Origin of the sequence: Acinetobacter sp. Tr-809 (assembly GCF_011753255.1) — a bacterium.
Taxonomy (GTDB): domain Bacteria; phylum Pseudomonadota; class Gammaproteobacteria; order Pseudomonadales; family Moraxellaceae; genus Acinetobacter.
Window position 1 is genome coordinate 359475 of the sequence record NZ_VWVZ01000004.1, and the last position, 12214, is coordinate 371688.

General features: G+C 39.3%; 14 protein-coding genes. 6 read left to right on the forward strand and 8 right to left on the reverse strand.

Features of this window, described 5'->3' with window-relative positions:
• Positions 1–23 precede the first annotated feature (23 nt).
• From F3J02_RS11495 to F3J02_RS11505, 3 genes are all read left to right on the forward strand, one after another.
• The gene (locus F3J02_RS11495) at positions 24–458 is read left to right on the forward strand and encodes an HIT domain-containing protein (protein WP_032857985.1); all 435 of its coding nucleotides are present in this window, start codon (positions 24–26) and stop codon (positions 456–458) included.
• Between the two features lie 51 nt (positions 459–509).
• Positions 510–1946: an adenylate/guanylate cyclase domain-containing protein gene (locus F3J02_RS11500; RefSeq protein WP_005152124.1), complete on the forward strand. Its 1437-nt coding sequence runs from the start codon at positions 510–512 to the stop codon at positions 1944–1946.
• A gap of 125 nt (positions 1947–2071) precedes the next feature.
• Positions 2072–2914: a hypothetical protein gene (locus F3J02_RS11505; protein WP_167249424.1), complete on the forward strand. Its 843-nt coding sequence runs from the start codon at positions 2072–2074 to the stop codon at positions 2912–2914.
• Between the two features lie 35 nt (positions 2915–2949).
• On the opposite strand, the gene fdx is transcribed toward F3J02_RS11505, so the two are convergent.
• The 8 genes from fdx to F3J02_RS11545 form a co-directional block, all read right to left on the reverse strand.
• Positions 2950–3288: an ISC system 2Fe-2S type ferredoxin gene (fdx, locus tag F3J02_RS11510; protein ID WP_005152126.1), complete on the reverse strand. Its 339-nt coding sequence runs from the start codon at positions 3286–3288 to the stop codon at positions 2950–2952.
• Positions 3289–3305: 17 nt separating this feature from the next.
• Positions 3306–5165: a Fe-S protein assembly chaperone HscA gene (gene hscA, locus F3J02_RS11515; RefSeq protein WP_167249425.1), complete on the reverse strand. Its 1860-nt coding sequence runs from the start codon at positions 5163–5165 to the stop codon at positions 3306–3308.
• A 38-nt stretch (positions 5166–5203) separates the two neighbouring features.
• On the reverse strand, positions 5204–5722 hold the full coding sequence (gene hscB / locus F3J02_RS11520) for a Fe-S protein assembly co-chaperone HscB (RefSeq protein ID WP_167249427.1): 519 nt from the start codon (positions 5720–5722) through the stop codon (positions 5204–5206).
• An 83-nt stretch (positions 5723–5805) separates the two neighbouring features.
• Complete coding sequence (gene iscA / locus F3J02_RS11525; RefSeq protein ID WP_004807977.1) at positions 5806–6126, reverse strand: iron-sulfur cluster assembly protein IscA; 321 nt, start codon at positions 6124–6126, stop codon at positions 5806–5808.
• Between the two features lie 29 nt (positions 6127–6155).
• Positions 6156–6542: a Fe-S cluster assembly scaffold IscU gene (gene iscU / locus F3J02_RS11530; RefSeq protein ID WP_004652980.1), complete on the reverse strand. Its 387-nt coding sequence runs from the start codon at positions 6540–6542 to the stop codon at positions 6156–6158.
• A gap of 79 nt (positions 6543–6621) precedes the next feature.
• Positions 6622–7839, reverse strand: a complete 1218-nt coding sequence (locus tag F3J02_RS11535) for an IscS subfamily cysteine desulfurase (protein ID WP_167249429.1) — start codon at positions 7837–7839, stop codon at positions 6622–6624.
• 1 nt (position 7840) lies between these two features.
• A complete protein-coding gene (locus F3J02_RS11540) occupies positions 7841–8314 on the reverse strand; it encodes an Rrf2 family transcriptional regulator (RefSeq protein ID WP_004807972.1) in 474 nt (157 codons plus the stop codon).
• A 107-nt stretch (positions 8315–8421) separates the two neighbouring features.
• Positions 8422–9069 carry a hypothetical protein gene (locus F3J02_RS11545; protein WP_167249431.1) on the reverse strand — a complete coding sequence of 216 codons (648 nt, stop codon included), beginning with the start codon at positions 9067–9069 and terminating at the stop codon, positions 8422–8424.
• A 208-nt stretch (positions 9070–9277) separates the two neighbouring features.
• Between F3J02_RS11545 and F3J02_RS11550 the strand changes: the two genes are divergently transcribed.
• From F3J02_RS11550 to F3J02_RS11560, 3 genes are all read left to right on the forward strand, one after another.
• Positions 9278–9733 carry a phasin family protein gene (locus F3J02_RS11550; RefSeq protein ID WP_004807968.1) on the forward strand — a complete coding sequence of 152 codons (456 nt, stop codon included), beginning with the start codon at positions 9278–9280 and terminating at the stop codon, positions 9731–9733.
• 168 nt (positions 9734–9901) lie between these two features.
• Positions 9902–10174 carry an HU family DNA-binding protein gene (locus F3J02_RS11555; RefSeq protein ID WP_004639426.1) on the forward strand — a complete coding sequence of 91 codons (273 nt, stop codon included), beginning with the start codon at positions 9902–9904 and terminating at the stop codon, positions 10172–10174.
• Between the two features lie 139 nt (positions 10175–10313).
• Positions 10314–12185 carry a SurA N-terminal domain-containing protein gene (locus F3J02_RS11560; RefSeq protein ID WP_167249433.1) on the forward strand — a complete coding sequence of 624 codons (1872 nt, stop codon included), beginning with the start codon at positions 10314–10316 and terminating at the stop codon, positions 12183–12185.
• Positions 12186–12214 lie beyond the last annotated feature (29 nt).

The window sequence follows — 12214 nt, forward strand, 5'->3', positions numbered from 1 at the left end:
TATTCTGCATCATTTATAAAGATATGTTTAGTTTGCATCCACAACTTGCTCAAGATACATTTTTTGTAGGCGACTTCCCGCTTTCAACATGTCGTTTAATGAATGATATGCAATTTCCTTGGTTGATCCTTGTACCACGTGTACCAGGCGTAACAGAATTATATGAATTAAGCCAAGCAGACCAAGAACAGTTTTTACGTGAGTCTAGCTGGTTATCTAGCCAACTTTCGCGTGTGTTCCGTGCAGACAAGATGAATGTTGCTGCTTTAGGAAATGTTGTTCCTCAGCTTCATTTTCATCATGTGGTACGTTATCAAAATGATGTTGCATGGCCTAAGCCAGTGTGGGGAACACCAGCTGTACCATATAGCAATGAAGTACTTGCACATATGCGTCAAACGTTAATGCTGGCATTGCGTGGACAGGGTGATATGCCATTTGATTGGCGTATGGACTGATCCAGAAAATAGAATAAATACAGTATTCTATAATAAGAATAGGAGGATAGAGTGCCACTAGATAGGTTGATTGATAAAGAACCTAGACAGTTTGCTTATTTTCATCGTTTGATGGGATATTCGATTCTGTCACTAATTCTGGTAATTTATACATTTACCTCAACCAGTGCTAGCTATCAACTCTACCTTCTTCCTTTATTACTTATTTATTTTCTGCTTTGTCCCCGTTTAGAAAAATGGCTGCAATATAAATTTGATAAAAAAATAGAAAAAAATGTTCTTTTTGGCAATGAGGCAGTAATTATTGCGCTGGTTCTCGCTGCATTGCATCTCAGTTTAGTTCCCACCTTTACGATTCTATTCGGATTGCTTTATGTAGGATTGAACAACAAAATTTCTCTGCCAGTCTCTTGTTTAATTGGTTTGATTGGCGTCATTGTTTTCTATTTCAGTACTTTTGTGATTTTTGGCGCGGAAGAATATTTCGAACCAACCAATCCTGAATTAACAGTCGTTAGTTTGCTTGGGTTGATGATGTTTATTGTGATTGGTAACTATTACCAACACCGTCGCTTGAATATTCTTGGCCAGCAACGCCAGCACTACCATAATCAAATGACGCGTTATATCGCTTTTGCAAATCAGTTGAGCCGTTATGCGCCACTGCAGTTATGGCAGTCAATTATGCGTGGTGAGGCAGAGGCAAAAATTGAATATAAACGTAAAAAGCTAACCATTTTCTTCTCGGATATTCAAGGTTTTACTGAGCTTTCTGAAACCCTAATCCCAGACGATTTAGCCTTCTTGCTGAATGATTATTTGAGTCATATGACTGAAATTGCAAAACAGTATGAAGCGACGGTCGACAAGTTTATGGGTGATGCGATTCTTATTTTCTTTGGTGATCCAAATTCGCAAGGCGTTGAGCAAGATGCAAAATCTTGCGTAGAAATGGCGATTGCGATGCGTCAACAAATGAAATTATTACGTGAACGCTGGAAGAAAATGGGTTATCCCGCTTTGCATATCCGTATGGGCATCAGTACAGGTTATTGCCACGTTGGTAACTATGGTGCTTCTCATCGTATGGCCTATACCATTGTTGGTCGTGATGTAAATTTGGCGGCACGTTTGCAGTCTGCGGCTGAAGTTGATGAAATCCTGATTGCCGATGACACACATCAGCTGATTAAGAATGAGTTTTTATGTGTGCCTAAAGTGCCAATTTATTTAAAAGGTATTCAAGGTCCTGTTAAAACTTGGCAAGTGATGGAGAAATTCACAGGTAAGAAATCAGATACGCAGAAATGGTTCGATTTCGATTATAAAGGCTTCCATCTAGTCTTAAATCTGGAAGAAGTACAGAACTATGAATATCCTGAACTGGTAGAGATATTGGAAAATATGGTTCAGCGGATCAAGACCCAGCAAAAAATTACCAATGCACAAGGTATCCCAAAACTGACTTTGGATGATGAAGTCAGATAATCCTTGGCTTAGATTTTTTAATTCAGGCGGTTATTTCTATTAAAACAACCGTTGTATGGTTTCTTGAAAAGAATTGCATCAAAGTTTTATCGATATCTTAATTTTAATAAAGAGAATAAATAAAAATGCAGCAAGTGATAGAAAGCCTGAATACGGCGATGCTGGATGATTTGGATATTAAGGATTTAATCTTAAAATTACCAAAGCCATTAAGACCTTATTTACAGGTAGCACCATCTATGTGGATGTATGATGATCCACTTTATGGTCAAATCAAAGCAATGCCTACGTTATATACGACTGGCAAGATTGTCTGGGCATCATTAGTGCAAGCGAATAGGAATTTATTCGAACCTGAGTGGATATCGTGTGCTGGAGAGGTTGTATTTGATCCATCGGGGGAAATGCAACCAGTTCAACTTGTGGAAGCGGCAGAGCAGTTATTTTCCTTAAAAGGAACTACTCCAGATTTCTTAGATCAACAGAATTATGCTGCGCATTTGACCAATGAATTTACACGAGTATTTAATTATCCCTTTCCACAAAGTTTAGCGGCTTTACCGTTAAAGATGTCTTCAATGTGGTTTGAGTATCGGCATTTACCAGGTGGGCTTCTTGCAATGAAGGTTTTTCCAATCATTGTGTCAGAACAAAACCCAAATTATATTATGTTTTTACCATCCTATTTTTGGCCAAATAATTTCTTTAAAGATAAGTGGCTGGATTTGGCTACGCATAGTAATGGTGGAGGTTTGTATGATGTGGAAAAGGATGTGTTAAATAAGATTATAAATAATGAATATTTAGAAGAAATTTTACTTCGACCTCAATTGGCTCAGATTTTTGAGAAACAAACACCTCTAATTCAAGAACCCACTACTAAACAGGCATCAAAAATTAAATTTAGCTGGTTTTTTATGTTCTTTAGTGTAGCGATCTTAATGGGGCTATTTTTTCTTTTTATATAAAAAACTCCTCGTTAACGAGGAGTTTTTTAGAAAAATTAATGATTTTCCGAAGCATGGTTGATGGTGTATTTAGGAATCTCGATTTCTAAATCTTCATCAACAATCTCAACCTGACATGACAAACGTGAGTCAGGCTCTAAGCCCCAAGCACGGTCAAGCAAGTCTGCTTCTACATCATTCATTTCTTCAAGGCTATCAAAACCTTTACGCACAACCACATGGCAGGTCGTACATGCCGCTGACATGTCACAAGCATGTTCAATTTTAATGCCTTGTTTTAATAAACTTTGGCATAAATTGGCGTTTTGTTCGACTTCAAATTCTGCACCTTCAGGGCAAATTTGTGCATGAGGAAGAACTTTAATACGTGGCATATTGATCACCTATACCTTTAGTTTGAGTTTGACCAATCTTCAAGTTTCGTACCTTTTAAGGCATGGTCAATATGTCGGTTCATACGAAGCGCAGCAAAGGCATCACTATGAATTTTAAGCTGTTGAACAGCATGCTCAATCGCTGCCAGCTCGTCTGTTTTAAGACGGGCTTTTAACGCTTCAGCAGCAAGAATTAAGTCACGTGCTTGTTGCTGAGAGAGTAAATCAGTATCTGCTTTTAAAGCTTGTTCTAAAGCTTCTAACTCACGTTGTGCTTCAACTTTGGTTTCTTGCAAGTGACGGAGATGTTTATCTTCCTCAGCATATTGGAAACCTTCAACCAATAAGCGTTCAGTATCTGCTGATGATAGACCGTAAGATGGCTTAATATCGATTTGCGCTTGAACACCAGAAGTTGTTTCTTTAGCCGATACTGTGAGTAAGCCATCAGCATCAACTTGGAACGTTACTTCAATACGTGCTTGACCTGCAGTCATTGGGGGAATGCCATGTAAAACAAAGCGACCCAATGAACGGCAATGTTCAACCAAATCACGCTCACCCTGAACCACATGAATCAACATGGCGGTTTGGCCATCTTGGTAAGTAGTGAATTCTTGACGGCGTGCAACAGGAATTGCTGTATTGCGTGAAATCAAACGTTCAACCAAACCACCCATGGTTTCAAGACCAAGAGAGAGTGGGGTCACATCAAGTAATAATGAGCCATCTTGGCTATTACCAATCAACTGGTTTGCAGTAATTGATGCGCCAATCGCAACCACTTCATCTGGGTTGATGGTGCAAAGTGGTTCACGTTCGAATAATTCACGAACTGCTTTTTGTACTGCATAAGAGCGCGTAGAACCGCCAACAAGAACGACATGTTCAATTTCATCAAGTTCAAGCTTAGCATCACGTAATACACGTTTGCAGACACTCATGGTTTTATCGAGTGCAACTTGAATAATTGATTCAAAAGTTGAACGATCTAAAGTTAGACGATCATCCAATAGTTTTAATTCAGCAGAATCATGGTCTGTTAAATGTTCTTTGGCTTGACGTGCAGCCATGATGAAAACAGCGTATTCTTCATCACTTAACGTATCGATGTTGAGCTGTTTTTTCGCCCATTTTACGATTAAGCGATCAAGGTCATCGCCACCAAGAGCCGTGTGTCCACCAGTCGCAAGTACTTCAAATACACCTTGTGAAAAACGTAAGATAGAGACGTCAAATGTACCGCCCCCTAAGTCGTAAATCACATAGTTACGGTCTGTGCTGAGATTGGTGTCTTGATCCAATCCATAAGCAACAGCTGCCGCTGTAGGTTCATTCAGTAAACGTAAAACATTTAAGCCCGCAAGCTGAGCAGCATCGCGTGTGGCTTGACGTTGTGCTTCATCAAAATAGGCAGGGACGGTAATCACTGCACCATTTACAGGGTTACTCAGACTTGCTTCAGCACGATCTTTTAACTGTTTTAAAATTTCCGCAGAAATTTCAACAGGGGTTTTACGACCAGCCGCAGTTTCAAATGCAGGCATTTCATTTTCTGCACCCACAAGTGTGTATGGATGTTGGAATTTGATATCTGCTTGCGAACGCCCCATAAAGCGTTTTACTGAAACAACTGTATTTTTAGGATCGGTCAGCATAAAAGGTTTAGCTTCATAGCCAAACGTTGTTGAATCCTTTGCATAATGAACAATAGACGGGAGTAGCACTCGGTCTTTGTCATCTTGTAGAACTTTCGGTTTTCCCGATAGCACTGTCGCCACTAGAGAGTGGGTTGTCCCCAAGTCAATGCCGATCGCAATACGATGTTGATGCGGGGCAGTAGCTTGACCTGGTTCAGCAATTTGCAAAAGCGCCATGCGTGCGGTATCCCTTGAAAATAATCGGTAACAGCGGATTAAAAATCATCATCGAGGTCGAAGGTTTCTTCTTCGTCCAACATGCGATCTTCAGCTTTATCAATATCATTCATAACACGTTGGAAAAAACGTAATTTACGAACAGTATCACGTGCTTCTGCCCAGTCTTCGTCAGCAAAATCAATTTTAAATTCGCGAACTAGACCATCGATCCATTGCTGAATTTCAACTTTTAAAGTATTTAATTGCTCTGTAGATGTTGCTTCATCTAGTTGTTCACGCATTTCGAGTGCAGATTGCAAAAATTCAAAATCACTAATGGATTGATCCAGATGATGATCTTGTTTTTTTAAGGCAAGCAGATACGCAGCACGACTATCAACTTGTGAAAGTACTTTATATGCTTGGTTGATTTCGCTTGACTTGATCAAGGCTTGATCTTTGTCAGTGGCTTTATCTGGGTGATATTGCTGTTGCAAACTTAAAAACTGTTTTTTTAAAGCTGCTAAATCTATATCGAGTGCTTCGGGTAATTGGAACAACTCAAAATGATTCATGGGAGATGAATTCCGCTATTGATAAATACGTTAAAACAGTGCGGAACACACTGTTTTGACGAAAAGAAAGAGGGTGTTGTCAGTTAAACGGTAAATGATTCACCGCAACCACATTCACCTTTTTGATTTGGGTTGTTAAATTCAAAGCCTTCGTTAAGACCATTTTTGACATAGTCCATCTCTAAACCATTGAGATAAACCAAGCTTTTAGGGTCAACAAAAACTTTAACACCAAGTTGTTCAAATACTTGGTCATGGGTGTCGACATCATCGACAAACTCAAGTACATAAGCCAACCCAGAACAACCCGAAGTTTTCACACCAATACGAATGCCTTCACCCTTACCTCGATTTTGCAGGTAATTGCTGATGTGACTCGCAGCATTTTCAGTTAAATGGATCATGAAAACTCCAATGTTATTTCGGTGATCAATTAAGCTTTCGCTTTTTTACCGCGATAATCTTCAATCGCAGCTTTAATTGCATCTTCAGCCAATACAGAGCAGTGTACTTTCACTGGTGGAAGTGCAAGCTCAGTTGCGATATCAATATTCTTGATTGATTGAGCTTCATCAAGCGTTTTACCTTTTAACCATTCGGTTACAAGAGAGCTTGATGCAATTGCAGAACCACAGCCGTAAGTTTTGAAGCGAGCTTCTTCAATTACGCCATTGTCATCGACTTGAATCTGTAAACGCATCACGTCGCCACAAGCTGGTGCACCGACCATACCTGTACCTACGTTTTCTGCATTTTTGTCTAAAACACCAACATTACGAGGGTTTTCGTAATGATCAATTACTTTTTCGCTATAAGCCATGTTGCTTCTCCAAACCTCGGGGTCAGCCTAATATTAATATGAGGGTAAAAACACGTTTTTCAATTGAGGGTTCAATGAATTAGTGTTCAGCCCATTCAACTGTTGAAAGGTCGATACCTTCTTTGTACATATCCCAAAGCGGAGAAAGTTCACGCAATTTCTCAACTGCAGCTTTGGTAATTGTTAACACGTGATCAATATCTGCTTCAGTTGTGTATTTACCAAAACTGAAACGGATTGAACTGTGCGCTAACTCATCAGATAAACCTAAAGCACGTAAAACGTATGAAGGCTCTAAAGTTGCAGATGTACATGCTGAACCGCTTGAAACAGCAACATCTTTCAGTGCCATCATCAGTGATTCACCTTCAACAAAGTTGAAGCTGACATTTAGATAGTTTGCAACGTTTTGCGTTGGGTGGCCATTCAAGAACACTTGTTCAAGGTCTTGTAAACCATTCCAAAGCTTGTCGCGTAATTTACGGATACGCTCTTGCTCTGCTTGCATAGTTTTGCCAGCAATTTCAAAAGCTTCACCCATACCAACAATTTGATGTGTCGCTAAAGTACCAGAACGCATACCACGCTCATGACCACCACCGTGCATTTGAGCTTTTAAGCGAACACGTGGGCTACGACGAACGAAAAGTGCGCCAATGCCTTTAGGACCATAAACTTTATGACCAGAGAAACTCATTAAGTCGACTTTCATGGTTGAAAGATCAATCTCAACTTTACCCGCAGCTTGTGCAGCATCTACATGGAAGAATGTCTTGTTGGCGCGTGTTAATTCACCAATTGCAGCAACATCTGTCACTGTACCAATTTCGTTGTTCACCATCATCAGTGACACAAGAATGGTATCTGGACGTAAAGCGGCTTTAACCATCTCAGGTGTAATTAAACCTGTACGTGGTTCTGGTTCTAAATATGTAATTTCGAAACCTTGTTCTTCAAGTTCACGGCAAGGGTCTAACACAGCTTTGTGTTCGATTTTACTTGTAATGATGTGCTTGCCTTTCGAGCCGTAGAACTGAGCAATCCCTTTTAATGCTAAGTTGTCAGATTCAGTCGCACCTGAAGTCCAAACGATTTCACGAGGATCTGCTTTGATGAGGTTTGCAACTTGCTCACGTGCATATTCGGCTTTTTCTTCTGCTTGCCAACCATAGGCATGTGAACGTGACGCAGGGTTACCAAATGTCCCTTCGAACGTTAAACATTCCATCATGCGTTCTGCAACTTCAGGCAGTACAGGAGTCGTTGCTGCGTAATCAAGATAAATTGGACGTTTCATGTCAAATACCTGTAACCGATAGAAGGGCTGAATCTAAGCTTGGTGAATTTTGGCGTAAAGCAACAGTTTGAACGTTGTCACGCGCAATTAAATCAGCAAGGGTGATTTTTGCGAGATAATCGGCAATATGGTGGGAGAGTTCTTGCCATAAGTCGTGTGTTAGACACATTGCACCATTTTGGCAGTTGCCTTTATGGTCACAACGGGTTGCATCGACAGTTTCATTTACAGCTTCGATAATTTCTAGCACAGTGATTTCACTTGCAGTGCGGGCAAGGTGATAGCCACCATTTGCACCACGAACGCTTGAAACTAACCCATGACGTTTAAGTTTTGCGAATAACTGTTCTAAATAAGCGACTGAAATGGATTGGCGTGCTGCTATTTCCGCAAGCGTGATCGTTTGTTCAGTTGGCTGCAAAGCTAAATCAAGTAGAGCAGTCACTGCGTAACGACCGCGAGTTGTAAGACGCATGATTCGGTACACATGGTTAGACTAGATGTGTAAATTTTATGAATTCCGACTAAAATAGTCAAGTTTTAAATTGTCATTATCAGTGTGAAAAGTAAAATATATTGGAATTATTGTATCCACGTATTATAAACAAAAAAGGCTATAAAAATAAAGCTTAATAGCGCGAAGCTAATATTGATCAAGCGCTGACGTTTTTGCAGGCGATGAATACGGTTTTGATATTGCTTTACTTCAACCAGCAAGGTATTGATTTCAGAACGCTGTTGGTCGATTTTGTCGAGTAGGGGAGCAATGCGTTGCTGTGATGCAACTGCTTCCGCTTCATCGTTAAAGATATTTAGCCACTGTTTCCAGTTCGCTAAAATGTTAGAGAGAGTGAGATGCGGGAGTAAATCTAAAAACTCTTCAGCAAGCGTCGCATCTCCTAAAATTCGCATATTGCTAATGCTTCGTTGATTGTTAAACACAAAAATCTTAATTAGATCGATCAGTGTGCTATTAATCTCTAAATCGATGTTGCGATCCAAGGCTTTCATATCGAACAAAAGACCTTTCTCGGTAAATTGGACGTAAAAGTCAAAGAATGGAATGTAGCTGTTGATTCGGATCGTAATTTTTTTATCAATTAGCTTTTTTGCTTGCAAGCGTAAGCCAGCATCGTGTGTAAGGATGAAGGAGAAAAAAGTTTCTAAAACAATGATGACAATGTTTAGCAACAAATGGGGATGTTTATGTCTTTGTTGCGTATCACTCATAGATCTCTTTTTCCTTACCAATAACGTTAAAACAATAAAATCTGTAAACTTTGAGTATCCTTACTCAATTGTTAAAAATAATTTACATGACTTTATTGCTTTGTAGAACAGTTTTTTAAAACGATCAAGTCTTAACTTTGATATTATAAAAACATTTTTATGGTTAAATACGACATACTGTTTGTAAAGAGCTTAGGAGTAATGGTCAATGGATAACTCAAACATAGAAAATCCTAACGAAGAAGCTGAAGTAAAAACTAAGCCAAAATCAAAGAGTTCTAAAAAATCTGCACTGGATTTCAAAAAATATACACAACAAATCTGGCTTGCTGGTTTGGGTGCTTTTTCACGTGCAGAAGAAGAAGGGAATAAATTGTTTGACTCACTGGTCAAGGTCGGTGAAGAGCTGGAGTCTAAAACGGTCGATTTCGCAGATAATACTGTAGGTAAGGTGACAGAGAAAGCCAAAGAGTCCGTAACGGATACTAAAGACAAGGTTGAAAAAATTTTAGATACGGGTGTGAATCATTCATTGAATCGTATTGGCTTAGTTACGCCGAAGGATCTTCAGCACATTGAACAGCTCCTTGTTCAGCTTCATATTAAAGTGGATGCTTTGATCGAAGAAAATAATCAATTGAAGGCCAAATTGAATAAAAAGTAAAAAAATTGCAGGTAACTCGTCTGTTTATGTCGTATTTCAGTATTTATTTTAATTAAAAGGTCTTTCTAGTATTGCGTTCTCCCCCAAAGCATTGCTATAAAGGCGTCATGGCCTTTTAAACTATAGCCTTGGATCTTAACAAACGATATTAAGAGGATATTTTTTATCATGAATAAATCAGAATTAATTGATGCGATTGCTGAAAAAGGGGGAGTGTCTAAATCGGATGCTGGTAAAGCACTCGATGCGACAATCGCGTCAATCACTGAAGCACTTAAAAAAGGTGATACGGTTACTCTAGTTGGTTTCGGTACTTTCAGCGTTAAAGAACGTGCTGCTCGTACAGGTCGTAACCCTAAAACTGGTGAAGAGCTTCAAATCAAAGCAAGCAAAGTACCTAGCTTCAAAGCTGGTAAGGGTTTAAAAGATTCGGTTGCGTAATCTTTTTAAATCAATAAACGCACCATTAAGGGTGCGTTTTTTATTTATTGAATGAAAAAGTTAATTTGATCTTTATTCTCCATTCATTCGTCTTTGTTTTTCAGTTAAAATTGCCCCGAAATAAAATATTGGAATTCTTATGGAATCGTTTCGTACTCTCATTAAGGGTTGGTTGGGTAAAGTCCTGCTCGTTTTGTTTTTGACCCCTTTAGCACTTGTAGGTATTGAAGGGTATTTTAGTGGTAGCAATAAAGCAGACGTTGCGAAATCGGTAAACGGTCAAGATATTTCTAATAAAGAATTAGAAAGTGCAACCAAAAATTATAAAGACCAATATTTATCTTTGGTCAAAGGTGATGAATCACTTTTAAATTTACCTGTTATTCAAGAAAAAGCATTAGATGCATTGATTGCACGTAGCTTATTGCAGCAACAAGCTGAAAAATTAGGCATGACCCTAAGTGATGTACAGCTTGAGCAAATGTTGGCTCAGCAGCCTAGCTTCCAAGAAAATGGACAGTTTTCGCAGAAATTATATGAAAACTATTTACGTTCTGTGGGAATGACCAACCAAGCATTGATTGCAAGTTTACGCCAAGACCATGCATTGAAGATGATTTCAACTTCATTGATGGATTATGCATTGGTGAGTAAATCTGATGTACAGCAGTTAGCGAATCTACAAACTGAACAACGCACTTTGCATCTTGCGAGTATCAAGTTAGATGATTATAAAAAAGGCGTGACAGTATCGAATCAAGAAATTGCAGATTACTACAACAAGCATAAAAACGAGTTTAAGCAAGTTGCCAGTGTCGATGTTGATTATGTGGTACTCACACCAGCATTATTACCTAAAGCTAACCTTGCTGTGACAGAGGCCGATTTACAGCAGGCTTATACGGCATTTGTTGATAAGCAGCAGAAAGATGTAAAGCGTGAAGTTAAGCATATCTTAATTACCACGGATGCGCGTGATGATGCAGCTGCACAAAAGCTTGCAAATGAAGTTTATGCAAAAATTCAAGCAGGTGAATCATTTGCTCAAGCGGCAGCTCAGTACTCTGAAGACCCGAGCTCTAAAGCGAATGGTGGTTTGGTTGAAGCCTATGCACCTGGTGTATTCTCAGCTGATTTTGATAATGCGGTCACTGCATTGAAAAATGGTCAGATTTCTAAACCTGTTAAAACTCAATATGGTTATCACATCATTGAAGCAAATGCACCAGCTGCCAATATTCCTTCATTTGAGACTGAAAAAGCACGTTTAACGGCTGAGGTTGAAAAATCGAAAGCTGCGAATTTATTCAGCGATACAGTGAATAACTTAAATGAAATGGTCGTCGGTGGTGATTCACTTGATGTTGTTGCGCAAGAAGTGAAGGGTGCGCGTATCGAATCTGCTAATGCTGTAACTTTAACAACTGATAATCCATATTTAAGTGATTTGAGTGTTAAAGCAAAATTGTTTAATGATGATGTGAAAAACGGTGATCGTAATGCATCTTCAAATATTCAAATGGCAAATGGCGATACAATCTGGATTAAAGTACGCAATTACCACGCAGCAGGCGTAAAGCCGTTAAACGAAGCAACTGCTGATGTGAAAGCGAAAGTAGTTGAAGCAAAAGCGTATAAAGCGGCTCAAGCGAAAATAGCAACAATCCTTGCTGACTTTAAAACTCAGCCAGCTGCTCAGGTGGTTGCTAAATCTCAAGTCACTTTTGAAAATGCAGGCACATTCGCCCGTTCACAAGGTTTAAAACGTCCAATTGAACGTGCAGCATTTAGTATCCCAGCACCAAGCAAAGAAGGTTTGTGGTCTGCAACTACAGCGAAATTACCAAACGAATTGGTGATCGTTGCGGTATCAAACGTAAATAGCAGTGTTGCAAGCACTTTGCCTGCAGAACAGTTGCAAGAGCTGAATAAGCTTTATCAGCAGTTCCGTGGTCAGCAAGTCTTGGAAGACTATACTGAATACTTGAAATCACAAGCAAAGATCAAATAAGTTTGTTCTAAGCATAAAAAAGCCAGTTG